Source organism: Nocardia carnea, assembly GCF_029868855.1.
In the GTDB taxonomy this organism is placed as follows: Bacteria; Actinomycetota; Actinomycetes; order Mycobacteriales; family Mycobacteriaceae; genus Nocardia; species Nocardia carnea_A.
Window position 1 is genome coordinate 34,132 of the sequence record NZ_JARWOV010000108.1, and the last position, 25,198, is coordinate 59,329.

Annotated in this window: 27 protein-coding genes and 1 tRNA gene; 19 read left to right on the top strand and 9 right to left on the bottom strand. The window is 66.7% G+C overall.

Features of this window, described 5'->3' with window-relative positions; all coding sequences use genetic code 11:
• Positions 1 to 132: 132 nt before the first annotated feature.
• A complete protein-coding gene (locus QH195_RS10250; RefSeq protein WP_280421185.1) occupies positions 133 to 726 on the top strand; it encodes a DUF4291 domain-containing protein in 594 nt (197 codons plus the stop codon).
• A 67-nt stretch (positions 727 to 793) separates the two neighbouring features.
• Positions 794 to 916, top strand: a complete 123-nt coding sequence (locus tag QH195_RS10255) for a hypothetical protein (RefSeq protein ID WP_280421184.1) — start codon at positions 794 to 796, stop codon at positions 914 to 916.
• Positions 917 to 958: 42 nt separating this feature from the next.
• On the opposite strand, the gene QH195_RS10260 is transcribed toward QH195_RS10255, so the two are convergent.
• Positions 959 to 1,045 (bottom strand) — tRNA-Leu (locus QH195_RS10260).
• Positions 1,046 to 1,264: 219 nt separating this feature from the next.
• Between QH195_RS10260 and QH195_RS10265 the strand changes: the two genes are divergently transcribed.
• The 9 genes from QH195_RS10265 (at position 1,265) to QH195_RS10305 (ending at position 11,495) form a co-directional block, all read left to right on the top strand.
• Entirely contained in the window at positions 1,265 to 1,861 is a 597-nt protein-coding gene (locus QH195_RS10265; protein WP_280421183.1) for an ANTAR domain-containing response regulator, read from the top strand.
• Positions 1,862 to 2,120: 259 nt separating this feature from the next.
• The gene (locus QH195_RS10270; RefSeq protein WP_280435194.1) at positions 2,121 to 3,311 is read left to right on the top strand and encodes a branched-chain amino acid ABC transporter substrate-binding protein; all 1,191 of its coding nucleotides are present in this window, start codon (positions 2,121 to 2,123) and stop codon (positions 3,309 to 3,311) included.
• Positions 3,312 to 3,402: 91 nt separating this feature from the next.
• Entirely contained in the window at positions 3,403 to 4,440 is a 1,038-nt protein-coding gene (locus tag QH195_RS10275) for a branched-chain amino acid ABC transporter permease (protein WP_280421898.1), read from the top strand.
• A complete protein-coding gene (locus tag QH195_RS10280) occupies positions 4,437 to 5,843 on the top strand; it encodes a branched-chain amino acid ABC transporter permease (protein WP_280421897.1) in 1,407 nt (468 codons plus the stop codon). The genes QH195_RS10275 and QH195_RS10280 overlap by 4 nt, the downstream gene beginning before the upstream one ends.
• Positions 5,844 to 5,884: 41 nt before the next feature.
• Positions 5,885 to 6,886, top strand: coding sequence for an ABC transporter ATP-binding protein (locus QH195_RS10285; RefSeq protein ID WP_432278316.1), 1,002 nt, complete (start codon positions 5,885 to 5,887; stop codon positions 6,884 to 6,886).
• Positions 6,883 to 7,629 carry an ABC transporter ATP-binding protein gene (locus QH195_RS10290; protein ID WP_280421895.1) on the top strand — a complete coding sequence of 249 codons (747 nt, stop codon included), beginning with the start codon at positions 6,883 to 6,885 and terminating at the stop codon, positions 7,627 to 7,629. Before QH195_RS10285 ends, QH195_RS10290 begins: the two co-directional genes overlap by 4 nt.
• Positions 7,630 to 7,852: 223 nt before the next feature.
• Complete coding sequence (gene polA, locus QH195_RS10295) at positions 7,853 to 10,597, top strand: DNA polymerase I (RefSeq protein WP_432278315.1); 2,745 nt, start codon at positions 7,853 to 7,855, stop codon at positions 10,595 to 10,597.
• 232 nt (positions 10,598 to 10,829) lie between these two features.
• A complete protein-coding gene (locus QH195_RS10300; RefSeq protein ID WP_280421894.1) occupies positions 10,830 to 10,964 on the top strand; it encodes a hypothetical protein in 135 nt (44 codons plus the stop codon).
• 90 nt (positions 10,965 to 11,054) lie between these two features.
• Positions 11,055 to 11,495, top strand: a complete 441-nt coding sequence (locus QH195_RS10305; RefSeq protein WP_280421893.1) for an alpha-isopropylmalate synthase regulatory domain-containing protein — start codon at positions 11,055 to 11,057, stop codon at positions 11,493 to 11,495.
• A gap of 102 nt (positions 11,496 to 11,597) precedes the next feature.
• Here the strand turns inward: QH195_RS10305 and trxA are convergent, their stop codons facing one another.
• Both trxA and QH195_RS10315 read right to left on the bottom strand, forming a co-directional pair.
• A complete protein-coding gene (gene trxA / locus QH195_RS10310) occupies positions 11,598 to 11,981 on the bottom strand; it encodes a thioredoxin (RefSeq protein ID WP_280421892.1) in 384 nt (127 codons plus the stop codon).
• Between the two features lie 125 nt (positions 11,982 to 12,106).
• Positions 12,107 to 12,712 carry a 2'-5' RNA ligase family protein gene (locus QH195_RS10315; RefSeq protein ID WP_280435178.1) on the bottom strand — a complete coding sequence of 202 codons (606 nt, stop codon included), beginning with the start codon at positions 12,710 to 12,712 and terminating at the stop codon, positions 12,107 to 12,109.
• A gap of 166 nt (positions 12,713 to 12,878) precedes the next feature.
• Between QH195_RS10315 and QH195_RS10320 the strand changes: the two genes are divergently transcribed.
• From QH195_RS10320 to QH195_RS10330, 3 genes are read left to right on the top strand one after another with little or no spacing between them, the layout of a single operon-like run.
• A complete protein-coding gene (locus QH195_RS10320; protein ID WP_280435196.1) occupies positions 12,879 to 13,742 on the top strand; it encodes an ABC transporter substrate-binding protein in 864 nt (287 codons plus the stop codon).
• A gap of 4 nt (positions 13,743 to 13,746) precedes the next feature.
• Positions 13,747 to 14,676, top strand: a complete 930-nt coding sequence (locus QH195_RS10325; RefSeq protein ID WP_280421890.1) for an amino acid ABC transporter permease — start codon at positions 13,747 to 13,749, stop codon at positions 14,674 to 14,676.
• A 20-nt stretch (positions 14,677 to 14,696) separates the two neighbouring features.
• Positions 14,697 to 15,449: an amino acid ABC transporter ATP-binding protein gene (locus QH195_RS10330; protein ID WP_432278317.1), complete on the top strand. Its 753-nt coding sequence runs from the start codon at positions 14,697 to 14,699 to the stop codon at positions 15,447 to 15,449.
• 15 nt (positions 15,450 to 15,464) lie between these two features.
• Here QH195_RS10330 and QH195_RS10335 read toward each other — a convergent pair whose 3' ends face one another.
• The 3 genes from QH195_RS10335 to QH195_RS10345 all read right to left on the bottom strand — a co-directional run bounded on the left by QH195_RS10335 (position 15,465) and on the right by QH195_RS10345 (position 17,984).
• On the bottom strand, positions 15,465 to 16,451 hold the full coding sequence (locus QH195_RS10335; protein ID WP_280421888.1) for a hypothetical protein: 987 nt from the start codon (positions 16,449 to 16,451) through the stop codon (positions 15,465 to 15,467).
• On the bottom strand, positions 16,448 to 16,816 hold the full coding sequence (locus QH195_RS10340; RefSeq protein ID WP_280421887.1) for a hypothetical protein: 369 nt from the start codon (positions 16,814 to 16,816) through the stop codon (positions 16,448 to 16,450). The genes QH195_RS10335 and QH195_RS10340 overlap by 4 nt, the downstream gene beginning before the upstream one ends.
• 82 nt (positions 16,817 to 16,898) lie before the next feature.
• On the bottom strand, positions 16,899 to 17,984 hold the full coding sequence (locus QH195_RS10345) for an isocitrate/isopropylmalate dehydrogenase family protein (RefSeq protein WP_280421886.1): 1,086 nt from the start codon (positions 17,982 to 17,984) through the stop codon (positions 16,899 to 16,901).
• Between the two features lie 379 nt (positions 17,985 to 18,363).
• Between QH195_RS10345 and QH195_RS10350 the strand changes: the two genes are divergently transcribed.
• Positions 18,364 to 19,248 carry an SPFH domain-containing protein gene (locus tag QH195_RS10350; RefSeq protein WP_280421885.1) on the top strand — a complete coding sequence of 295 codons (885 nt, stop codon included), beginning with the start codon at positions 18,364 to 18,366 and terminating at the stop codon, positions 19,246 to 19,248.
• The gene (locus tag QH195_RS10355; RefSeq protein WP_168433925.1) at positions 19,248 to 19,421 is read left to right on the top strand and encodes a hypothetical protein; all 174 of its coding nucleotides are present in this window, start codon (positions 19,248 to 19,250) and stop codon (positions 19,419 to 19,421) included. The genes QH195_RS10350 and QH195_RS10355 overlap by 1 nt, the downstream gene beginning before the upstream one ends.
• 64 nt (positions 19,422 to 19,485) lie before the next feature.
• On the opposite strand, the gene QH195_RS10360 is transcribed toward QH195_RS10355, so the two are convergent.
• A complete protein-coding gene (locus tag QH195_RS10360) occupies positions 19,486 to 20,358 on the bottom strand; it encodes a class I SAM-dependent methyltransferase (RefSeq protein ID WP_280435179.1) in 873 nt (290 codons plus the stop codon).
• Between the two features lie 167 nt (positions 20,359 to 20,525).
• On the opposite strand from QH195_RS10360, the gene rpsA reads away from it, so the two are divergent.
• On the top strand, positions 20,526 to 21,989 hold the full coding sequence (gene rpsA / locus QH195_RS10365; RefSeq protein WP_280422478.1) for a 30S ribosomal protein S1: 1,464 nt from the start codon (positions 20,526 to 20,528) through the stop codon (positions 21,987 to 21,989).
• A 70-nt stretch (positions 21,990 to 22,059) separates the two neighbouring features.
• On the opposite strand, the gene QH195_RS10370 is transcribed toward rpsA, so the two are convergent.
• The gene (locus QH195_RS10370; protein ID WP_280435180.1) at positions 22,060 to 22,737 is read right to left on the bottom strand and encodes an NAD(P)-dependent oxidoreductase; all 678 of its coding nucleotides are present in this window, start codon (positions 22,735 to 22,737) and stop codon (positions 22,060 to 22,062) included.
• A gap of 87 nt (positions 22,738 to 22,824) precedes the next feature.
• Here QH195_RS10370 and QH195_RS10375 point away from each other — a divergent pair, with 87 nt between their 5' ends.
• Positions 22,825 to 23,526, top strand: coding sequence for a TetR/AcrR family transcriptional regulator (locus tag QH195_RS10375; RefSeq protein WP_280435181.1), 702 nt, complete (start codon positions 22,825 to 22,827; stop codon positions 23,524 to 23,526).
• Between the two features lie 64 nt (positions 23,527 to 23,590).
• On the opposite strand, the gene QH195_RS10380 is transcribed toward QH195_RS10375, so the two are convergent.
• Entirely contained in the window at positions 23,591 to 23,809 is a 219-nt protein-coding gene (locus QH195_RS10380; RefSeq protein WP_280422481.1) for a hypothetical protein, read from the bottom strand.
• A 195-nt stretch (positions 23,810 to 24,004) separates the two neighbouring features.
• Between QH195_RS10380 and coaE the strand changes: the two genes are divergently transcribed.
• Entirely contained in the window at positions 24,005 to 25,195 is a 1,191-nt protein-coding gene (coaE, locus tag QH195_RS10385; protein ID WP_280435182.1) for a dephospho-CoA kinase, read from the top strand.
• Positions 25,196 to 25,198: the final 3 nt, after the last annotated feature.

The following is a 25,198-nucleotide window of genomic DNA, read 5'->3' on the forward strand; positions in this document are numbered from 1 at the left end:
CCCACTCCGATGAATTCATCCGCCCTTAGCGTGGCGTTTCTCTGCCCGTTCGGGCGGCCGGGGACGGAGATATGCCCGGGTATTCGGTGAAATTCGCTCGCCGACCGCGCCGTTCGGCGTCACGCTCTACACATGCACGAACCGCAACACGAGATCCGCGCGCTCTACAACGCATCCACCATCACGGTCTACCAGGCATACTCCCCGGTTATCGGTCGGCCTGCCATTCGCGAGGGCCGGTTCCCTACGGCATGGAAACGGGAACGGATGACGTGGATCAAGCCGTCGTTTCTGTGGATGATGTACCGCTGCGGCTGGGGTACGAAGCCGGATCAAGAGACAGTCCTCGCCGTGGAGATCTCACGCAGCGGCTTCGAATGGGCACTGCGGCATGCATGCCTGTCGACCTATAAGCCTGGGCTGCATTCCGACCGCAGTACCTGGCAGCGTCAGCTGAAGTGCTCTCCTGCTCGCGTCCAGTGGGATCCCGAACGGGACCTGCAGCTGCGGCCCATGCCTTACCGTTCGCTGCAACTCGGGCTCTGTGGCGAAGCCGTAGGGCGCTACGCGGACGAGTGGACAGTCGATATCAGCGACGTGACTCCGCTCGCCCGCGAAATTCGTGCACTGGTGAGCGTCGGCGACTTCGACTCTGCTGCTCGACTCCTGCCTCAGGAGCGTCCCTATCCCGTCGTGGGCGAGATCCTGACACATCTGCGTCCGTGACTGCGACCCCACAGCCGATCCGACCGCGAACAGCGAAGAGATCGGCCGGCGCGGCAGTGTTGGATTTGTGACTGCGGCTGTGTTCCCCCTCGGTCTGTACGGGCATCTGTTTCCCGACGACCTGGATGCGGTGGCGGACGGAATGGACTCCGGCGCGTGGGCTGCTGCGGACTCTCTGCGGACTGCGTGAGGGTGGGAGAGATGGCCGGGAATAAAAAACACCGTCCGACCTTGGTGCCGAGTGTGGGACTCGAACCCACACGTCCTTTCGGACAACGGTTTTTGAGACCGTCGCGTCTGCCAGTTCCGCCAACTCGGCGCACCGGGTGCAAATGATAGCCCGCGTCGGCCGGATCGCCGAATTCCGGGTCGGGTGCGGGGACGGGAGGGGCGGTAAGCAGGGTAAATGCGACGGCGTTCCTGGTGAACGGTAGTCTCTACACCACCCGATCGCGTGACGGCGGATCGACGGCCGGGATCGGTGTCGATCCGCCGTCCGCGATATCGGGACGAGGCATCGGAACCAGAGGGGTCGTTTATGGGCACTAGTGCGGACGCCGCGGCGAAACGTGTGGTTGTCGCCGAGGACGAGGCGTTGATCCGGATGGATCTGGTGGAGATGCTGACCGAGGAGGGCTACCAGGTCGTCGGGGAAGCCGGGGACGGACAGCAGGCCGTCGATCTGGCGGTGGAGCACCGGCCCGATCTGGTGATCATGGATGTGAAGATGCCGCGCCGCGACGGGATCGATGCGGCGGCCGAGATCGCGTCGAAACGGGTTGCGCCCGTGGTGATCCTGACGGCGTTCAGTCAGCGGGACCTGGTGGAGCGGGCGCGCGATGCCGGCGCCATGGCCTACCTCGTGAAACCGTTCACGAAGTCGGATCTGGTACCGGCGATCGAGTTGGCGGCGAGCCGGTTCCACGAGATCACGGCGTTGGAGAGCGAAGTCGCCAGTCTCGGGGAGCGGCTGGAGACCCGCAAGCTCGTCGAGCGGGCCAAGGGGGTCCTGATGCAGACGCAGGGGTTGAGCGAACCGCAGGCGTTCAAATGGATTCAGCGCACCGCGATGGATCGCCGCACCACGATGAAGGCGGTGGCGGAGGTCGTGCTGGAGAATCTCGCGCCGCAGTAGACGGCCCGCTCGACGGCGGTACGTTCTCGGCCGGTAGGACGCTTTTACCGGCCCGAAACAAAACTCGGGCGAGAATCCGCGACGAGATCATCGCGATGATCCGAATGTCACACGGGATCAACATACCGGCGTTATGTTTCTCACAGGTCGGCGTAGTCGGCTGCCCCGGTCGGCCGGGGATTGATGAGGAACATAGGGGTAGATCGTGTTCGGTTCGACATGGTCGGGTAAGCCGCGGCGAAGCCGCCGAGTACGCGGGATTCTGGCGGTCGGCGCTGCGGCCGCATTGGTTCTGACGGGGTGCGGGGACAAATCCGCCAGTGATCCGGAGGGGTCCGGTGCCGGCGGACTCTCCATCAAGCCGTTGATGCAGATCGATGCCGCCGGCAAGGAGGTTCCGGCAGCCGACGCCGCCGCCGCGGCCGATCCGGCGGGTGACGGTAAGGCGACCTGTCCGCCGACCACGTCGATCGCCATGGCCGGTGCGCTGACCGGCCCGGACGCGGCGCTCGGTATCAATATCGTCAACGGTGTACGGCTGGCGATCGATCAGCACAACAAAGCGAATCCGGGCTGTCAGATCCAGGTGAAGCCGTTCGACACCGAGGGCGATCCGCAAAAGGCCAGCCAGGTGATTCCGCAGATCGTGAACGATCCGTCGATCATCGGTGTGGTCGGCCCCGCGTTCTCCGGGGAAACCAAGGCCACCGGGCAGATCCTCAGTGATGCCGGGCTGGTCGCGGTGTCGTCGTCGGCCACCAATGCGACCCTGACGCAGAACGGCTGGAAGACCTTCTTCCGCGGTCTGGCCAACGACGATGTGCAGGGCCCGTCGGTGGCCAAGTACCTGGTCGATACGGCCGGCTACAAGAAGGTGTGCGTGGTTCAGGACAACACCGATTACGGTGTCGGGCTGGCGAAGAGCATCACCGCGGGGCTGGGCGGGGCTGCCGATCCGGCGTGCGCGGCCAGTATCAAGAAGGGTGACAAGGATTTCTCCGCCACCGTCACCAAGATCGCCAACGCGCAGCCGGACGCGATCTTCTACTCGGGCTATTACGCCGAAGCGGCGCCGCTGGTGCAGCAGCTGCGGGACGGCAATGTGGAAGCGACCTTCGTATCCGCTGATGGCACCAACGATCCGCAGTTCGTCAGCCAGGCAGGTGACGCGGCGACCGGTGCGGTGCTGTCCTGCCCGTGCGGTCCGGGACCGGCGGAATTCGCCACCGCCTACGAGGAGCTGCACGGCCAGGCTCCGGGCGTGTACTCCGTGGAGGCCTACGATCTGGCCACCATCCTCGCGACCGGTATCGACGCCGGCGAACTGACCCGCCCCGACCTGCTGGAATACGTCCGCGGCTACGACGGTGACGGCCTCGCCCGCCACTACAAGTGGGACGCGGACGGGGAACTGTCCTCCGCGATGATCTGGGTGTACGAGGTCGACTGACCGCTGCGCGAGCGGTACGCGCACCGGACGGGATCCGGGCGCGTACCGCTCGCTGCCCCGGTGCGGATCCGATGATGAGGGCGGATAGCCAATGACAGCAGCCATTGCGGCCGATGCGGTCGTCTGGGCGCAGGGATCGATCGATTTCAACTACGAGGGGGTCATAGATCAGTTCTGGCGGCTGACCGTCGACGGACTGTCCTACGGTGCGATCTACGCGCTGGTGGCCGTGGGATACACCCTGGTCTACGGGGTGCTCCGGCTGATCAACTTCGCCCACTCCGAAGTGTTCATGCTCGGGATGTTCGGCCAGTACGTGGGCCTGATGCTGCTGGGCTTCGCGCCGAGCGGTAACGCCTACAGTGAGGGCATCGTGCTCACGGTCGTCTATCTCGGGGTGGCCATGCTGATCGGTATGGCGGTGTCCGGGGCGGCCGCGGTCGGATTGGAACGTGTCGCCTATCGGCCGTTGCGGCGCCGCGGCGCGAAACCGCTGACCTTCCTGATCACCGCGATCGGTATGTCGTTCGTACTGCAGGAGTTCGTGCATTTCGTGCTGCCGGAACTGTGGCCGGGTCTCGGTGGCAACAACGCCCAGCAGCAGATCACTCTGGTCGAACCCGAAACGCAGTTCACCATTGCCGGCGCAGAGGTCACCAATGTGACCCTCGTGATCGTGGTGGCGGCGGTGGCGCTGGCGATTCTGGCCGAGGTGCTGATCAATCGCACCCGGTTCGGCCGCGGTATCCGCGCGGTGGCCCAGGATCCCGATACCGCGACCCTGATGGGTGTTTCGCGGGAGCGGGTCATCATGCTCACATTCCTCATCGGCGGCTTGCTGGCCGGCGCCGCCGCCATGCTGTACGTGATGAAGATTCCGCATGCCGTGATCTTCAACGGCGGTTTCATCCTGGGTATCAAGGCTTTTGCCGCTGCCGTCCTCGGCGGCATCGGCAATTTGCGCGGGGCGTTGCTGGGTGGACTGCTGCTCGGCCTGGTGGAGAACTACGGGCAGATGCTGTTCGGCACCGAATGGCGCGATGTGGTGGCCTTCCTGGTGCTAGTGCTGGTGCTGTTCTTCCGGCCGACCGGCATCCTGGGGGAGAGTCTCGGAAGGGCGCGCACATGACCACTGCGGCAACCGAGAAGACAACGGGTCGCGGATTCGGTGACGAGATCCGTGCGTGGTGGGCCGGGCTCGGCCGGCCCGCGCAGTGGGCGGTCGGGATACCGGCACTGTTGCTGCTGGCGCTGCTGCCCCTGTTCCCGCCCCCGCTGCTGGATACTCCGGGCACCAGCTTCGGCGGTGTGCTGGCACAGTTCGCGATGTACGCCCTGATCGCCATCGGCCTGAATGTGGTTGTGGGACAGGCCGGTTTGCTGGATCTCGGGTATGTCGGGTTCTACGCCGTCGGCGCGTACACGGTGGGTCTGCTGACCAGTCCGAACAGTCCGTGGAACCAGACCGACGGCGGCTGGCTGAACTCCGATTGGGCCTGGCTGGCCTGTGTGCCGCTGGCGATCATGGTGACCGCCGTTTCGGGTCTTCTGCTCGGCTCGCCGACCCTGCGCCTGCGCGGTGACTATCTGGCAATCGTGACCCTCGGCTTCGGTGAGATCGTCCGCCTGCTCGCCGACAACCTGGGTGAGCTCACCAACGGCAGCCTCGGCCTGTCCGGTATCGCCTATCCACGGGTCGGCGAATCGGAGGCGCACCCCAACGGTGTGTTCTCCGCCGGAAATGTCGGCTCACCGGAGAGTTCGAATCTGCTCGACCGCGCCAGTTCGGGCACCTGGTGGTACTGGGTCGGGATGTTCGCGGTGGTCGTGGTGCTGCTGGTGGTCGGCAACCTGGAACGCAGCCGGGTGGGCCGGGCCTGGGTGGCGATCCGGGAGGACGAGGACGCCGCCGAGATCATGGGCGTGCCCACCTTCAAATTCAAATTGTGGGCGTTCATGATCGGTGCCGCCATCGGCGGTCTGTCCGGGGCCCTGTTCGCCGGGCAGGTGCAGTTCATCAACCCCACCGGGTTCAACATCATCAACTCGATGCTGTTCCTGTGCGCGGTGGTGATCGGCGGTCAGGGCAACAAACTCGGTGTCATCGTCGGCGCCTTCCTCGTGGTGTACCTGCCGAACCGGCTGATGTCGGTATCGATCGTCGATACCCGGGCCGACGCCTATGTGCAGCTGGCGATCGTCGCGGTACTCTGCGCGGCCCTGCTGGTGGGCTGGCGTTGGCGTTTCCGCGGGTTGACGGGCTGGCAGCGGTGGGGCTATCTGGCGGTGAGCGTGGTGGCGGCGGTGTATGCCGTGCTGCTGCTGAGCAGCCTGATTCTCTTCGACGAAGGCGGGGAACAGCGCCTCGGCGACCTGAAGTATCTGTATTTCGGCATCGCACTGGTGGTGATGATGATCCTGCGCCCCCAGGGCCTGTTCCCGGTCCGGCAGAAACTGCTCGCCTTCGGCCGGCAGATCGTGCGGGCCGTCCGGCGTCCGGCGCCGGGCAAGGCCGCGGAGGTGATCTCGTGACCGGCCCGAACCCGGGGGACGCCCTGTTCGACAACGACGATATGGCCGCCGGCTACACCGCCGGACCGCGCGCGGAACCGGCGGGGGAAGTGGATGTGACCGCGGTCGATCCGGCGCTCGCCGACGACGCCGCGGTCGCCGAGGCGGTGGCCGCGCACCGGGAGATCCGCACCGAGGTCGGCGAACCGTTGCTGCGCACCGAGGGCCTCACGGTGCGGTTCGGCGGGCTCACCGCCCTGGATTCGGTGAGTTTCGAGATCCGCCGCGGTGAGATCCTGGGCCTGATCGGCCCGAACGGAGCGGGGAAGACCACCTGCTTCAATGCCATCACCGGGGTGTACCGGCCGAGCGCGGGCACGGTGTTCTTCGACGGGAAGCCGCTCAGCAAGACCACACGGCATGCGATCACGAGACTGGGTATCGCGCGGACGTTCCAGAACGTGCGCTTGTTCGGTGAGATGACCGCGCTCGAAAACGTCGTGGTGGGGACCGACGCCCGACACCGCACCTCCGTACCGGGGGCGATTCTGCGGACCGGACGCCATCGCCGGGAGGAACGCGATGCCATCGCCCGGGGAATGGCGCTGCTGGAATTCGTCGGGATCGCCCCGCGCGCGGTGGAGAAGGCCCGCAATCTCTCCTACGGCGATCAACGCCGGTTGGAGATCGCCCGCGCGCTGGCCACCGAGCCGAAACTGCTGTGCCTCGACGAACCGGCCGCCGGATTCAATCCGAGCGAGAAATCCGCACTCATGGATCTGATCCGCAAAATCCGCGACGACGGGTTCACGGTGCTGCTGATCGAACACGATATGCGTCTGGTCATGGGCGTGACGGACCGGATCGTGGTGCTGGAGTTCGGTCGCAAGATCGCCGACGGCCTGCCCGCCGATATCCGTACCGATCCGGCCGTGATCGCCGCCTATCTCGGAGTGCCCGACGACGAACTGACCGCCGAGGACGTTTCGGCCTCCACGGCCGCGCTGCGCGCCGAACAAGACCCGGCCACCGGCGCCGGCGAGGAATCGGAGGATCGGGGATGACCGCACGCGCAGAACCCGGTGGCGAACCGCTGCTCGAGGTCGAGGACATCGTGGTCGGGTACGGCAGGATCGAGGCGCTGCACGGTATTTCGCTGCGGGTGGCCGAGGGCGAACTGGTGACGCTGCTGGGTGCGAACGGCGCCGGCAAGACGACCACCATGCGCGCGCTCTCCGGTCTGCTCCCGCTGACCCGCGGCCGAATCCTGTTCGAGGGCAGCGATATCAGCCGGGTACAGGCACACCGGCGGGTGCTCGCCGGGCTGGTGCAGGCGCCCGAGGGGCGGGGTGTGTTCCCGGGAATGACGGTGCGGGAGAACCTCGATATGGGGTGCTATGCCCGGCCCTTCCGGAACAAGGCCGACCATGCCGCTGCCTTGGAGCGGGTCTTCGAGCTCTTTCCACGGCTGCGGGAGCGGGAGAAGCAGGCCGGGGGCACGCTGTCCGGCGGGGAACAGCAGATGGTGGCCATCGGCCGCGCGCTGATGGCCCGGCCGCGGTTGCTGCTCCTGGACGAGCCGTCCATGGGTCTGGCACCGATGGTGATCCAGCAGATCTTCCGGATCATCGCCGAGATCAATGCCACCGGCACCACCGTGCTGCTGGTGGAACAGAACGCGCGGCAGGCACTGGCCCGCAGCGATCGCGGCTACATCCTGGAGACCGGTGCGGTCACCAAGTCCGGGCCCGGCCGCGAACTGCTCGACGACCCGGCCGTACAGGCGGCATATCTCGGCGTCGGTTGATACCGGGCCACTTGCCCGGCCGCGGTACGTGAGGTCGGTCTCGCCCGGGGCAGCGCGGAGGGTGTTCACCGGATGCTGTGCTGTACGGCCCGTCCGGGGCGTGGTGCCGAAGGTGCTCGCCGGCTGTGCTGTGCCGGCCGCCTAGTCACCGGCACACCCTCGCCGGCGGCGGCGCGACACTCACTGGGTCCTGTGTCGGGGGTAGTCCCTAGACTCTCGGGGTGTGACCCCACCGACCACCGCGCAGCCGAGCCTCCCCACTCCCGCCGATACCACCGGTTCGCCGGAAACCCGGCCTACGCTGCTGCTACTGGACGGGCATTCACTGGCCTACCGCGCGTTCTACGCGTTGCCGGCGGAGAATTTCCAAACCGTCACCGGCCAGACCACCAATGCGGTGTACGGGTTCACCGCCATGCTCATCAACCTGCTGCGGGACGAGAAACCCACCCACGTCGCCGCCGCCTTCGACGTCTCCCGGCAGACCTTCCGGGTCGATGCGTTCCCCGAGTACAAGGCGAATCGGGCGAAGACCCCGGACGAATTCCGCGGCCAGGTCGAGCTCACCAAAGAGGTGCTGGGTGCCCTCGGTATCCCGGTGATGGCGATCGAGGGCTACGAGGCCGACGACATCATCGCCACCCTCACCACCCAGGCGGTACCGCAGGGATACCGGGTGCTCATCGTCACCGGCGACCGCGATTCCATTCAGCTCGTCAACGAGAACGTCACCGTCCTGTATCCGCGCAAGGGCGTTTCCGACCTCACCCGGTTCACCCCGGAAGAGGTCGACAAGAAATACGGTTTGAGCCCGGCGCAGTACCCGGACTACGCGGCCCTGCGCGGCGACCCCAGTGACAACCTGCCCGGCATCCCCGGCGTGGGGGAGAAAACCGCCGCCAAATGGATCCGCGAGTACGGCGATCTGAATACCCTGGTCGACAAGGTGGACGAGGTACGCGGCAAGGTCGGCGATGCCCTGCGCGCCAACCTGAGCAGTGTGGTGCTCAACCGGCAGCTCACCGAGATGGTCCGCGATGTCCCGCTGCCCTACACGCCCGATCAGCTCGCTCAGGGCGCTTGGAACCGGGAGCGGATCCATCAGCTGTTCGACGATCTGGAATTCCGGGTCCTGCGCGACCGGCTGTTCGAAACCCTGGCCCCGCCCACCGCCGAGGCCGAATCGGGTTTCGAGATCAGCGGGCAGACGCTGGCGCCGGGCAGTGTGGCGGACTGGCTGGCCGAACACGCGAAAGCCGGTGCCCGGCACGGTATATCGATCAACGGTAGCGGTGTTCCGGCCGCCGGTGATGTCCGCGCCCTGGCGATCGCCGCCGCGGACGGCGAATCGGCCTATATCGATGTCACCGGCCTCACCACAGAGGACGATAGCGCCCTCGCCGCCTGGCTGGCCGATCCCGCCGCCGGAAAGGCACTGCACGAGGCAAAAAGTGCCCTGCACGCGCTGCGTGGCCGCGGCTGGACCCTCGCGGGCCTGACCAGCGATACCGCGCTCGCGGCGTATCTGGTCCGGCCGGGTCAGCGCAGTTTCAATCTCGACGATCTGTCGCTGCGCTACCTGCACCGGGAACTGCGCACCGAAACCGAGGCGGCGCCGCAGCTGTCACTACTGGACGCCGAGGACGCGGTCGATACCGAACTCGCCCAGGGGGAGATGCTGCGCGCCCGCGCCGTGGCCGATCTCGCCGGCGCGCTGGACGAAGAGCTGGGCAAGATCGAATCCCGGCCGCTGCTGGACGAGATGGAACTGCCGCTGCTCGGGGTGCTCGCCGAACTCGAGGACGCCGGGATCGCGGTGGACAACGCACAGCTCACCGAACTGCAGCGCCGGTTCGCCGACAAGGTCACCGACGCCGCGAACGCCGCCTACGGCGTGATCGGCAAGCAGATCAACCTCGGCTCGCCGAAACAGCTGCAGGTGGTGCTGTTCGACGAGCTCGATATGCCCAAGACCAAACGCACCAAAACCGGTTACACGACGGACGCGGACGCACTGGAATCGCTGTACGAGAAAACCGAGCACCCCTTCCTGCAGCATCTGCTCGCCCACCGCGACGCCACCCGCCTCAAGGTCACCGTCGACGGCCTGCTGAAAGCCGTCGCCGACGACGGCCGGATCCACACCACCTTCAACCAGACCATCGCCGCCACCGGCCGGTTGTCGTCCACCGAACCCAACTTGCAGAACATCCCCATCCGCACCGATACCGGCCGGATGATCCGGGATACGTTCGTGGTCGGCGACGGCTACGAATCGCTGATGACCGCCGACTACAGCCAGATCGAGATGCGGATCATGGCGCATCTGTCCGGCGACGAAGGTCTGATCGAGGCCTTCAACTCCGGCGAGGATCTGCACAGCTTCGTCGCGTCGAAGGCCTTCGATATCCCGATCTCCGAGGTGTCGCCGGAACTGCGCCGCCGGATCAAGGCCATGTCCTACGGGCTGGCCTACGGGCTGAGCTCCTACGGGTTGTCCGCCCAGCTGAAGATCAGCACGCAGGAGGCGAAGGAGCAGATGGACGTCTACTTCGCCCGGTTCGGCGGGATTCGCGATTACCTGCAGGCCGTGGTGGAACAGGCCCGCAAGGTGGGCTATACCCAGACCCTGTTCGGCCGCCGCCGCTATCTGCCGGATCTCGACCACAGCAACCGGCAGCGCCGCGAGTCCGCCGAACGGATGGCGCTCAACGCCCCGATCCAGGGCACTGCCGCCGACATCATCAAGGTCGCCATGATCAACGTGCACCGGGCGCTCGCGGACTCGGGCCTGCGGTCCCGGATGCTGCTGCAGATCCACGACGAACTCGTCCTCGAGGTGGCACCGGGGGAGCAGGAGCAGCTGCGCGACCTGGTCCGCGACAATATGTCCTCGGCCATCGAACTGTCTGTCCCGCTGAGCGTTTCGGTCGGCGTAGGACGCAGCTGGGATGCGGCCGCGCACTGAGGGGCGGTGCCCGACGATCACCGGGATACTCGGCTGACCGCCGGGCCCGGAGCCGACAGGGTTCCCCGGTATGACGGTCCGCGTGCTCACCACGGAGTCTGCTTCGTCACCGCCGGGCCCGGGAAATTCCGGGTTACGCGACGATGACCAGCGGAAACACTACTGCGCGGTAGCGAAAACCACGGCGCGTATATGGTTGCCATCCGCTTGGTGAGTCTTTATTCTCGACACCGTGCAGATCCACGCCGACGGCCTACGTGCCGCGCCGATTCTCGCGGACCGCGAGGGCGCGGCGCTTCTTGCGCGCACCGCGAAGCCGGCCGGGCGGGTTCTTGCCGTAGTAGTAACCCGCCGTAGCGGGGTCTGATTCGGACCGGCCCCCTCGCTGCGGGTCCCCTTTTCTCGATTTTGCTGGTCCCCCAACCTGCCGACCTTCTCTGGGAAGACCTACGTGCTCATGACCACACTGACTCTGGACAACGACGCCCTGACCACTGCCGCTCCTCGTAGCCTGCGCACCGAATGCGCCGAGCTGACCGCGGCCCAATTCCACGAACGCTTCGGCGAATGTGCCGGTCCGATCCGCCTCGCGGGCTGGTCGTCCACCGGTGCCCGCGGTGGCGCGTTCACCGCCACCCTCGAATTCCCGGGGTGGTCCCGTTCGGTGGTGGCCGCCGGTAGTCCGATCGCGGCCATGACTTCCGCCCTCTACGAGGCGGGTTATCCCGTGGAGATCCTGCGTTTCCATCAGCGCCGGACCGCCGCGGGCACCGCCACCTTCGTGCAATGCGAATTCGACGGCCGGCGCGGCTGGGGCGTGGCCCTGGCAGCGGACGGGGCGGAATCATCGGTGCGCGCCATGATCGCCAGCGTGAATCGTCTGGTCGCCCAGCGCTGACCCGCTGATCCGGCGCCGGTATCGCCCCGGCGCCGAATACGACACGACGGCGGGCTCTACACCATCCCCGGAAAGTGTGGAGCCCGCCGTCGTTCGCCGATTCTATTCGGCCACTTCGCCGTTGGCCGCTTGCTGCTCGGCGAGTTGCTTACGAACCTCGTCCATATCGAGCGCCTTGACCTGGGAGACCAGATCCTCGAGCGCGGCCGGCGGCAGCGCGCCCGGCTGGGCGAAGACCAAGACGCCTTCGCGGAAAGCCATGATGGTCGGGATGGACTGGATATTGGCGGCCGCGGCCAGGCCCTGTTCGGCCTCGGTATCGACCTTGCCGTGCACGACATCGGGATGTTTGTCCGCCGATGCCTCGTAGGTGGGTGCGAAACTGCGGCACGGTCCGCACCAGGAAGCCCAGAAATCGACGAGTACCACGTCGTTGCTGGTGACTACCTCATCGAAGTTCTGCTGCGTCAGTGTCTGGGTGGCCATGACGTCCTCTCGTGGTCGGTATACAGGCTGCAACGCCGGCCCCGGCCGCGGTTGTTCCACGGCGGTGTCGTACGCCACCGGCACCCACCCTACGTTGCCTCGTATCCGTCGCGTGGGCGTCCGGTTCAGCCGTGTCCGGCGATCGGCCAGGCCTGGCGCCGGTCCCCGTCCCAGCGCCGCAGGCCCACCACCGTCGCGGCCGTGTCCTTGTCCGCGGCCACCGCGCTCACCGCCTCCCCGATGCGTTGCGGCAGCACCCGCCGGGCCAGCGTGATATGTGGGGTCCACTGGTTCGGATGCAGGTTCGCCGGAACGTCGGGGCACGGTGCCACGATCTGATACACGCGCCGATGCCAGGCCAGCAGCTGTTCCGACGGCACCACCGCGCGGACCAGAATCGGCCGGCGCGCCCCGAACACCAGAACACCGCCGAGGCGGATCGGGAACGGCCGGAAAGGTAAACGGTCCAGGTCGGTTTCGATCCGCGGCCAGATCTGCCTGGCCACCGCCACGGTGATATGCGGCCGGTGGCTGTCGGTATCGCCGGCGCGCGCGCCGCGTCCCAGACCGGGCAGGCCCGCTTCGGCGAGCAGTTCCCACTGTCGCCGGATCCGCTGCTCGGACGCCTCGTCGAGCAGTAATTCCACCGACTGCACCATGATCTGCAGACGGTAGCCGTTCGCCCGCCGGATATCCGCCGGTTCGGCGGGCTCCTGGTGTGCCCGGGTCAAATCTCGGTTACTACGGCCGTGTTGCACCCTCGGTTCGCCTACTGTGCTGACAACGTCCTCGAGTGGAAGCGCCGGCAACGTCCACCGAGACGGACTGCGGACCCGATTCCTTGCGACGGCAGGTGGTGTGACAGTGGCTGATCGATCCGGTTCCCGGATCCGGCGGATGGTGTGCGTAATCGCCGGTGTGCTGCTGACGGCCGGGTGCGTGACCAATATCGAGGACACCGGGCCGGTACCACCGAAGATCACGGTGCAGACCGTGCCGGAACTAGTGGCCCGCGTACCACCCGATATCGCCGCGGCGGGGGAGGTGGTGGTCGGCGTGAATGTGCCGTATCAGCCGAACGAGTACCGCGACCGGCACGGCGCGATAGTCGGCTTCGATATCGACCTGATGGATGCCGTGACCGCGGTGCTGGGAATCCGCGCCCGCTACACCGAATCGGCATTCGAGAAGATCATCCCCGCCGTTCAGGCCGGGACCTACGACGTCGGGATGTCGTCGATCACCGATACGCCCGAACGAGAACAGCAGGTCGATTTCGTCACCTACTTCAGTGCCGGTGTGCAGTGGGCGCAGCGCACAGGCGACGATATCGACCCGGAGAACGCCTGCGGTAAACGCGTCGCGGTGCAGGCGACAACCGTGGAGCACATCGAGGAGGTCCCGGCCAAGAGCGAAGCGTGCGTCGCCGCCGGGAAGGATCCGATCATCATCGACGCGTTCGACGAGCAGAGCGCGGTCACCAACGCCCTGGTCCTCGGCCAGGTCGACGCCATGTCCGCGGATTCCCCGGTGACGGCGTACGCCATCAAACAGACCAGCGGGAAGATCGAACCGGCGGGCCCGGTCTTCGATGCCGCTCCCTACGGGTGGGCGGTGGCCAAGTATTCCCCGCTCGGGCCGGTACTGCGCGATGCCGTGCAGCATCTGATGGACAGCGGGCAGTACCGGCAGATCACCGAGAACTGGGGTGTGCAGGAGGGTGCGCTGGGCACCTCCGTGATCAACGGCGCGAGGAGCTGACGCCATGACCACCGACCCGGGCGCGACCCGCGACGATCCCGAACCCGAAGCGATCGAGGCCGTCCCCCTGCGCCGCCCGGGCCGGTGGCTCGCGGCGGTCCTGATCCTTGTCCTGGTGGGCCTGTTCGTCTACGGCGCGGCGACCAATCCCGCCTATCGCTGGGACGTGTACTGGCAGTATCTGCGGGATACCCGGATCGCGGCCGGTGCGGTGGTCACCCTGGAACTGACCGTGCTGGCGATGGTGATCGCCGTGGCGCTCGGCACCACCCTTGCGGTGATGCGGTTGTCGCCGAACCCGGTGCTGCGCGCCACCGCCTGGGTGTATCTGTGGGTCTTCCGTGGCACCCCGGTGTATGTGCAGCTGGTGTTCTGGGGTCTGGTGCCGTCGCTGTACCAGCATGTCGCGCTCGGCGTGCCGTTCGGACCCCGGCTGTTCGAACTGGATGTGCAGAGCCTGCAGGCGGCGTTCGCGTTCGCGGTGATCGGGCTGGGCCTCAACGAGGCGGCGTATATGGCCGAGATCGTCCGGGCCGGTATCAACTCCGTGGGGGAGGGCCAGCGGGAAGCCTCCACCGCCCTGGGCATGTCCTGGTCGCAGACCATGCGCCGGACGGTGCTGCCGCAGGCCATGCGGGTGATCATCCCGCCGACCGGTAACGAACTCATCAGCATGCTGAAGACCACCGCGCTGGTCACCGCCATCCCGCTCAGCACCGACCTGTTCGGGCGGGCCCGCGATATCTACGGCGTGAACTTCCTGCCCATCCCGTTGCTGCTGGTCACCGCGACCTGGTATCTGGCGATCACCAGCGTGCTGATGGTCGGTCAGTACTACCTGGAGAAATACTATTCACGCGGGATATCGCGGCAGTTGACGGCCAAACAGCTCCAGGCGCTGGCCGACGCACAAGGGGAGGCACGGGCGAAATGACCGCGACCAGTCCGGAACCGATGGTCCGCGCCGACCGGGTGTACAAGAACTTCGGTGCGCTGCGGGTGCTCAACGGGATAACACTGGAGGTCCGGCAGGGTGAGGTGCTGTGCCTCATCGGGCCCTCCGGCTCGGGGAAATCCACGTTCCTGCGCTGTATCAACCATCTCGAACAGGTCAGCGCGGGGCGGCTGTACGTGGCCGGCGAACTCGTCGGCTACCGGGAGAAAGCCGGACGGCTCTACGAACTGCATCCCCGCGACGCCGCCCGGCAACGCCGGGAGATCGGGATGGTCTTCCAGCATTTCAACCTCTTCCCGCATCGGACCGCGCTCGGCAACGTGATCGAGGCGCCGATGCAGGTGAAGAAGACCCGCAAGGCGGCTGCCACCGCGCGCGCCGAGGAACTGCTGGATCGAGTCGGGCTGGCGGACAAAGCGAATGCCTACCCCGCGCAGTTGTCCGGTGGGCAGCAGCAGCGGGTCGCGATCGCGCGCGCATTGGCGATGGACCCGAAACTCATGCTCTTCGACGAGCCCACCTCCGCCCTGGACCCCGAACTGGTCGGTGAGGTATTGACCGTGATGCGCGAACTCGCCGATTCCGGTATGACGATGGTGGTGGTCACGCACGAGATGGGTTTCGCGCGGGAGGTCGCCGACCAGTTGGTGTTCATGGACCAGGGAGTGGTGGTCGAGGCCGGGCCGCCCGCGGACCTGCTGGCCGCCCCCCGGCACGATCGCACGAAGGAGTTCCTCTCCCGGCTGCTGTGAGGGGCCGGCCGGCGGTCAGTGTACCGGCCACTCGGCGGCGACGGTGCCGGTGCGCTGCACATAGGCCAGCCGCTCGAGGACACCGTCGACGGCGCTGTCGCTGAGCGCGAGATCTTCGACACGGCTGCCCATATCTTCGCGTGTGGCCGCATTCACGGGGCCGAGAACATCCGGCTCCAACTGCTCGCCCGCCCAGTGGTCCACGAAGGGTGATCCCAGCACGAAATCCTCCCCGCCGCGACGCGGATCCGCCGTCTCCGGTATGGAGTGGCCGAGATCGAAGACCACCAACTCGTCGTCTGCGCGGTGCGCTTCGTTGTGCCCATCGTATTTCGGCCGGAAGTTCGCCTCGTTCTCGTCCAGATTGCCGATCACGAAATGTCCGACCGCGGTCTGCTGTTGATGGATCTTCGGGTATTCGTGCCAGTCCTTACTGGCCTTCATCGGCACGAACAGCTGCGCCATACCCGGCCCGTGCGGGCCGGTTACCAGCGCCGTCGGGGGCACCCGCATACCAGCTCCGAGCCCGTCGAATATGCGGTATCCGGCGACTTCTCGCCGAGCCAGTTGCCCGGGGGCGTGGGGGATCCAGTTCAGACCGCCGTACATCTCCATGTCATCGGGTTTGTAGATGTAGAAGACACCTTCGGCGTCGCGTGCGATGAAGACGCCGTTCGCGCTGGAAGGAAGCGTATTCGAAAGCTCTTCATCGATCACCAGCCGGCGTGAGGAGATGTACTGCTCGGCGTGGCTCGGTGTGTACGGCGGAAAACGACCGCTGGGCGGCACCGCGCCGCGTGCGTCGCCGCGCGCTTCGGAGCGCCACTCGAAAGGTATGGCGAAATCGCGATCGACCGAAGTGAGGTCGTAGGCGACACCTTCGAGACTGGAACTGTAATCGCGCAGGAGCGTGGCACGGTACCGGCCTACAACCCCCGCGACATTGGTCAAACGTAGCAGGGTGTCGTCGACGACTCCGGTCCACGGCTGGAGCGGATTCACCGGCGCTCGTCCCCCGTCCTGCCCGGGCCCGCGGGTGCACCGGATACGGCGGGACCCGGGGTCTCGTCGACGATCCGGCAATAGCTCAGGCGGCGCGGCGCCAGCAGAGCACGCATGAACGCGGGACCATCGTGAATCGTTGCCGGTTCCGCCACGCCGGGAATCCGGATGCCCTCCCGGAGCCAGCGTCGCGCCATCGGACATCCGTCCGGTCTGGTCAGAGTCAATTCCACGGCGGCGGTGCCGGTGAGCCGGAATTGCGCGACACGCTGGTATCGGGTGCCCACCAATTCGTAGATTGCGACGGAGGTCGGTGTGGGTTTGTGGTGAAGCATGGTACGCAGCTGCAATCGTTGTGTGGTCATCGATTCCGGGCCGTGGTGCAGGCCATCGAGCCATGATGACATTCGCGGCGCGGCACGTCAGTGCTTTCCGTACGGACCGTGGTCACCGGTGATGGATACGCGCGGTCACCTGTTCGGTGAATTCGGCCGTCGACGCCTGGCCGCCGAGATCCGCGGTGGCGATGCCGGCGGCGAAGGTCGCGCGCACGGCGCGGTCGATACGGTCCGCGGCCCGGCCGGAGTGCGGATCGTTGTGGCGCTGCGCCAGCCAGCGCAGGAGCATGGCCGCGGAGCGGTGCAGAGCCACGGGGTTCGCCCGGTTGTGCCCCGCCAGCTCCGGCGCCGCGCCGTGTACCGCCTGCGCCATCGCCCGGGTGGCCGAGCAGTTCAGGGAGGGCGCCGTGCCCAATGATCCGCTCAACTGGGCGGCGAGATCGGACAGGATATCGCCGAAGAGATTCTCGGTGACCAGCACGTCGTAGTCACCGGGAGAGCGCACCAGATGGGCGGCGGCCGCGTCGACGTGTTCGTCGTCGACAGTGATTCCGGGGTAGTCCCGCGCGACCGCGTAGCAGGTGTCACGGAACAATCCCATGGTCAGCGGAAGCACATTCGCCTTGTGCACGATCGTCACGCGCTTGCGCCGGGTCGTGGCGAGCCGGAATGCGTCATGGGCGATCCGCTCGCAGGCCGAGCGGGTCACCAGGCCCACCGAGAGCGCGACATCGGGGGTGGGACAGAACTCGCCGGACCCGACGGCCATGTTTCGGTCCGCGTAGAAACCTTCGCTGTTCTCCCGCACGATCACCAGATCGATATCGGGCGCGACAGCGCGAATTCCGGGAAATGCCTGCGCCGGTCGGATATTGGCGTACAGGCCGAAATGCCGGCGGATCACGCCGCCCGGCGCGATGCGGTGCTGCGCGGGATAGGACGCGTTGTCGTGGGGGCCGAGGATCCAGCCGTCGGTCCCGGCCAACCCTTCGAGAGTGGATTCCGGTAGCGCCGTGCCGAATTCGTCGATCGCCCCGCGGCCCATCGGCAGCGAGACCCACTCCGGGGCGGGGCATCCGGCGGCCGTCAGTGCCTCGTCGACCACCCGCCGCGCCGAATCCACCACCTCGGGTCCGATCCCGTCGCCGTCGACGAGACCCAGTCGTAGCCGCTGTCCCGATTCCGTCCCGTCCATCCGGCCATCGTTGCAGAGTGCGCCCTTGGGCTTCGACCTGCCGGCCGGTGTCAGCACGTCGGGGATGCCGTCCCACGCCGGTTGGCTCGCCCAACCGGCGGTCGAGGCGTCGGATATCGGTGTCGCGGTCTGCGAGGCCGCGGTCCGAGCCGCCCGCGAAGCCCTGCCGGGCAGGAGTGATCGGCCGCGGGCTCGGGTCCGCCGCGGCCGATCAAAGCGGGGGTCCAGCCCGAACTGCTCGGCCCGTTCCCGGGGTACTCCTCGGCATGGGCTGTGCGACGTGCCGGTCTCCCGGGACGATTTCCTCACCCGTCGGAGTTTGCCGGGTCACTATCCCGCTGCTATCTTGGTGATATCACTTTGATAGAGGGAGGATGTCATGAAGTTCCGGGATGCCGCACGGGTCAACGGGTTCGTGGTGTTGCTGATCTGGCTGGTTCTCACGATCGCGCTGGCGGCCGTCGCGGTGGCGGGCTTCGTCGCCTTCGGGCAGAACCAGAACGCCGCCGCGCTGGCCGGGGCGATCGTCGCCTGCGTGGTGGGGGTTCTGCTGTTGCTCGGTATCACCGGGCTCACGGTGGTGAACCCCAACGAGGCCAAGGTCGTCCAGTTCTTCGGCCGCTATATCGGATCGGTGAGCGATCCCGGTTTCTTCTCGGTTCTCCCATTGACCGACCGGCGCAGCATCTCGCTGCGGGTCCGCAACTTCGAAACGCAGAAGCTGAAGGTCAACGACGCCGACGGCAACCCGGTCGAGATCGCCGCAGTGGTGGTCTACAAGGTGGTCGACAGCTTCAAGGCCGCGTTCGCCGTGGACGACTACGAAGAATATGTGGCGACCCAGTCCGAGGCCGCTGTGCGGCATCTGGCGACCACCCACCCGTACGACGCCCACGACGACGAACGCACCAGCCTGCGTGACGGCGCCGAGGTCGCCGAGGAGCTCACCGTCGAACTGCGCGATCGCACCGAAACCGCGGGTATCGAGGTCATCGAGGCGCGGATCACCCACCTCGCCTACGCCCCGGAGATCGCCCAGGCGATGCTGGTGCGCCAGCAGGCGAACCAGGTCGTCGCGGCGCGAGCCCGGATCGTGGAGGGTGCGGTCGGCATGGTCGGGATGGCGCTGGAACGGCTCACCGCCGAGGGCATGGTCGACCTGGACGAGGAGCGCAAGGCCACCATGGTCTCGAACCTGCTGGTGGTGCTGTGCGGGGACCGGCCGGCCCAGCCCGTGGTCAATGCGGGATCGCTGTACAGCTGATGGCCGAACGCAAGAAGGTCCTGCTCCGGCTCGACCCGGCGGTGTACGACGCGGTGGCGAAATGGGCGGCCGACGACCTGCGCAGCGTGAACGCGCAGATCGAGTTCGCGCTCCGGCGTGCGCTCGACCAGGCCGGCCGCTCGCCGCGTACTTCCCGCAGCGACGACTCCTGAACAGTTCCGCCCGTCCTCCGGGCCCGCGGTCACCGCGGGCCCGGAGGATGCTTTCTGCCCATGGTCAGCCGGTCGATGATTCCGGTTTATGGCTGACGAATATGGCCGTACCCGGGAATATCTGCCCGCGCAACGGGCTCCACTGGCCCCATTCCCGGTCGAGCCATTCCGGCCAGTCGGGCTCGACGATATCGTCGAGGACCAATCCCGCGCCGACGATTTCCCGGACGCGATCGCCGATCGTCCGATGATGCTCTACATAGGTGCAGCGGCCGTCGCCGTCGAATTCGGTGTACGGGGTGCGATCGAAATAGGGGAACACGGCTTCGAGTCCGTCCGGCCCCGGATCGTCGCGGAAGATCCAGCGCATCGGATGGTTCACCGCGAAGACCCACCGGCCACCGGGTCGCAGTACCCGGGCCACCTCCCGCATGACGCGGGCGGAATCGGCGACGAACGGCACGGCACCGAAGGCCGAACATGCCAGATCGAACGATTCGTCCGCGAACGGCAGAGCCTCCGCGCCCGCTTGGACCAGCGGGACGCGGGGTCCGCCCCGATCCATGGCGGCAAGCCCCCGTGACAACATTCCCATCGACAGATCCAGGCCCACCGGATGTGCGCCCTGACCGGCCAGCCAGCGTGCGCACGGCGCCGAACCACAGCCGAGTTCGAGGATCCGTTTCCCGGCGACCTCGCCGAGCAGCCGCATATCGCCCTCGTGCAGGCCCTCCGGGCACCACACGAACTCACCCCCCGGACTGGCGGTGCCCAGGAACTCTCCATGGGTATCGTGGTACTGGCCGGCGTCGGCATCCCACCAGCGCCGGCTCGCCCGTTCGCTTTCTTCCGAATCGACTCGCGAGCGTGCGGCACCCGTGGTTCCCAGTAGTGCGGTGGCCTGAGCGTGGCGATCTTGAACGAGGTCGTCGGACACGACGCGAAGCTTATAGATTCGCACCGGGGGGTCGTTTGCCCGGCTGGATACGGGTCGCGTACGCTGAACCCGCAAGTGATCACACCCGGAGCCGCTGGGTGTATCGCAGCGTACCGAAAGTCTCAATGTCCGCAACCGATCACAATCCGTCCGGAGCAAACCGCCACATGCCCACCACCGTCACCTCGCCGCAGGTAGCCGTCAACGATATCGGCTCCGCCGAGGATTTCCTCGCCGCCATCGACGCCACGATCAAGTACTTCAACGACGGCGATATCGTCGAAGGAACCATCGTCAAAGTCGACCGCGACGAGGTCCTGCTCGACATCGGTTACAAAACCGAAGGCGTCATCCCGTCTCGCGAGCTCTCCATCAAGCACGATGTCGACCCGAACGAGGTCGTTTCCGTGGGCGATGAGGTGGAGGCCCTGGTCCTCACCAAGGAGGACAAAGAGGGTCGCCTGATCCTGTCCAAGAAGCGGGCTCAGTACGAGCGCGCCTGGGGCACGATCGAGGAGCTCAAGGAGAAGGACGAGGCCGTTCGCGGCACCGTGATCGAGGTCGTCAAGGGCGGTCTGATTCTCGATATCGGTCTGCGCGGCTTCCTGCCCGCGTCGCTGGTCGAGATGCGCCGCGTCCGCGATCTGCAGCCGTACGTCGGCAAGGAGATCGAGGCCAAGATCATCGAGCTGGACAAGAACCGCAACAACGTGGTTCTGTCGCGCCGTGCCTGGCTGGAACAGACCCAGTCCGAGGTGCGCAGCGAATTCCTGCACCAGCTGCAGAAGGGCCAGGTCCGCAAGGGTGTGGTCTCCTCGATCGTCAACTTCGGCGCCTTCGTCGATCTCGGCGGTGTCGACGGTCTGGTGCACGTCTCCGAGCTGTCCTGGAAGCACATCGATCACCCGTCCGAGGTGGTCGAGGTGGGCAACGAGGTCACCGTCGAGGTTCTCGACGTCGACCTGGACCGCGAGCGTGTCTCGCTGTCGCTGAAGGCCACCCAGGAAGATCCGTGGCGGCAGTTCGCCCGCACCCACGCCATCGGCCAGATCGTGCCGGGCAAGGTCACCAAGCTCGTCCCGTTCGGCGCGTTCGTCCGCGTCGAGGAGGGCATCGAGGGCCTGGTGCACATCTCCGAGCTGGCCGAGCGCCACGTGGAGGTCCCGGACCAGGTCGTGGTCGTGGGCGACGACGCGATGGTCAAGGTCATCGACATCGACCTGGAGCGTCGCCGGATCTCGCTGAGCCTCAAGCAGGCCAACGAGGACTACAGCCCCGAGTTCGATCCGTCGAAGTACGGTATGGCCGACAGCTACGACGAGCAGGGCAACTACATCTTCCCCGAGGGCTTCGATCCCGAGACCAACGAATGGCTCGAGGGCTTCGACAAGCAGCGCGAAGAGTGGGAAGGCCGCTACGCCGAGGCGGAGCGCCGGCACAAGATGCACACCGCGCAGATGGAGAAGATGGCGGCCGACGCCGCGGCCGAGGCCGTCAACGGCGGCGGTTCGTCGAACTACTCGTCCGAGAGCGGCGCGCAGTCCACCGCCGGCCCGGCGGAGTCGGGTGGCTCCCTGGCCAGCGATGCACAGCTCGCGGCCCTGCGGGAGAAGCTTTCCGGTAACGCCTGAGGCGTCCTCGGGTAGCCCCGGAGAAACGAACGAAAACCCCCGGTTCCCTGCGAACCGGGGGTTTTCGCTGTCAGTAGCCCACCGTGAACCGCCGCTGGATATGCTGCGGCAGTGCGGCTTCGTCGAGGAGCGCCACAGCGAGATCCTCGGCCGAGATATCGCGGCCACCGGTATCGAGTAGCTGGTCGCCGCCCATGCGGAATCGTCCGGTGCGCTCGCCCGGCTCGACTCGTCCCGACGAGGGACTCAGGTAGGTCCACAGCCGGTTGGACATGCGATACACGTTCAGGGCGTCGCGCAGCGCGGATACGACGTGGTGATAGTCCGCGGGGACGCCGAGATCGCGCGGCAGGTTCTGTGCGAAACCGGGTTCGTCGACGAGTTGCCGTCCAGGCGCTACCTCCAGGCTGCCCGCCCCGCCGACGACGATCACCCGGATAGCGGGATGCCGCGCCAGCGCATCGACCATCGCGTGTGCGCCCACGACGAAATCGCCGGCCCGCTCGATGGTCTCGGCAATCCCGTGACCCGCGTTCACGGCGCTGATCACCACGTCCAGCCCGGTGATTGCCTCGGCGATACTGTCCGCGTCGCGCCAGTTCGCCACCTGCCATTCGGTGTCGGCGCTGTCCCGCGAAACACGCTCGGCGTCCCCGGTGAATGCCCGCACCCGGTGGCCGCGGCGCACCGCTTCCGCGACCACGCGTGAACCGATGACGCCGGTGGCGCCGAAAACTCCGATATCCATCGAGTACTCCTTGTGTGCCGTGCAGTTACTACACGGCGTTCAGAAACAGTACGATGAATACTATCTGTGCGTTGTAGAGTGTCAACTGTGGCCGAGGTAGTGCAGAGTCGACGAGAGCGTCTACGTGCGCAGACGACGCAGGAGATCAAGACGATCGCCCTGCGGTTACTCGCCGAGGGTGGCCCCGATGCCATCGCGCTTCGCGCCATCGCCCGGGAGATGGGGATGACCGCCGGTGCCGTCTACGGCTATTTCGCCACCCGCGACGAGCTGATCTCGACGTTGATCTCCGATGTCTACACCGCCCTGGTCGATCGGGTGGAAGCCGCGCGGGACGCGGTGCCCGAGCACGATCCCGGGGGCCGGATCATCGCCTGGGGAGAAGAGGTGCGGACATGGGCTGTCGAGCGGCCGGCGGAATTCCGGCTGGTCTACGGCGACCCGGTACCCGGATACCGGCCACCGCCCGGCGGGCCAGCCGCCGCCGCAGAACTGCGCGCGTGTACCGGACTGGTCGGACTGATCGCCGCGGCCTGGCCGCGCATCACCCGCCGCACCGGCGATTCTTCTTTCGAATGGACGGATTTCACCGCGGACCTGGTCGCCCATGTGCGGGCGGACTACCCGGACCTGCCCCCGGCCGGGCTGGCCCTTGCCCTGCGGGTATGGGGCCGGATGCATGGGCTGGTCGCGCTGGAGACGTACGGCCATCTGAGGCCCCAGACGCCGGATCCGGCAAAACTCTTCCACGCCGAGATGCTCGCCCTCGTACGCGAACTCGACCTGTAGATGTGTCATGAATACGAGTACGGCCCGGCACGGATATGTGCCGGGCCGTACTCGGGGAAGTCTGTCAGCCGACCGGCGCGGGAATCCAGCGCACGCGTACGCGGGGAACTACGGTCCGGCGGCGTTTGGCGGCGAAACTGTGTTGCGCGGGAACCGTGAAAACGGTGAACCACGAACGCCGGTGTTCGCGCAGATATCTCGCGACGGCCGGAATGAAAAGGCAATGCACGCGACCCGCCGAACCCAGCCGGTGGCGGCCTGTACGGATTTCTCTGGTGCGCATACTCTTTCCTTCGCTTGTCGTAACAAGTGCTATCGGAAAAAGGTAATTCCGGTCGATATTGCGGCAAATGCAGATTATCGGAGTAAATCTCGCGGTCCGGACATTTCCGGATCGGGGCACCCGTGGGCGTGTCGGACAGCGGCTACGGTGCGACCTCTCCGGCGCGTGCGGTGCGCCGGATGCGAAACTGAGCCAATGTTACGAATCGGCCTCACCGGAGGTATGGGCGCGGGTAAATCGACGGTCGCGCGGGCACTTGCCGAGCACGGGGCGGTGATCATCGACTCCGATGTGATCGCGCGGGAGGTGGTGGCACCCGGAACTCCCGGCCTGGCCGCCCTCGTCGAGGCGTTCGGTGCGGATATCCTGGCCGCCGACGGAAGTCTCGACCGGCCCGCACTCGCCGCCAAGGCATTCCGTGACGACGAATCCCGCGCGACCCTGAACTCCATCACCCATCCACTCGTGGGTCAGCGCACCGCCGAGTTGCTTGCCGCGGCGGCACCGGACGCCATTGTGGTGCAGGATGTTCCGCTGCTGGTGGAGAACAATATGGCACCGTTCGTGAATCTGGTGCTGGTCGTGGATGCCGCCACCGAAACCCGAGTGCGGCGACTGGTCGAATTCCGCGGTGTGGACGAAACCGATGCGCGTGCCCGGATCGCCGCGCAGGCCACCGACGAACAGCGCTACGCGGCCGCCGACGTGCTACTGGACAACAACGGTGCCGCGGGCGCGGTCGAAGCCGAGGTCGCACGGCTTTGGGACGGGCGGTTGGTGCCGTTCGAAGCGAATATGCGCGCCGGTATCGCGGTGCGGTCCGAGTTCGGCATCGTGGATGCTCGACCGGAGTGGGCCGCGCAGGCCCAGCGGCTGATCGCGCGGTTGCAGGTCGCGGCCGGCGCGGCGGCGGTGCGGGTGGATCATATCGGCGCCACCGCGGTGCCGGGTCTGCCCGCGCCGGATGTGCTCGAATTGCAGGTCACGGTCGCCGACCGGGCCGGCGTCGACGGTATCCGGGACGCTCTCGCCGGCGCTGGATTCCCGCTGCTCGAGGCGCCGATCCATGAGCCGTCACCCGGTGGCGGGGACGAGCCCACCGAGGCTCGGACGCACGGTAGCGCGGATCCGGGGCGTCCTGCGTTCGTGCACGTGCGCGTGGCGGACAGTCCGGGCGAGAAGTTCGCTCTGGCGTTACGTGACTGGTTGCGGGCCGACGAGCAGGCCCGCACCGAGTACACCGAGGTGATACGGGCGGCAGCCAGGAAAGCCGCGGGACTCGGCGGAGACGAGGCGTGGGCGGCCTATGCTGCGGCGCAGGATCCCTGGCTGACCGGGGTAGCCCAGCAGGTCGCCGACCGGAGGAGTACCGAGAACCCGGAGTGAAAC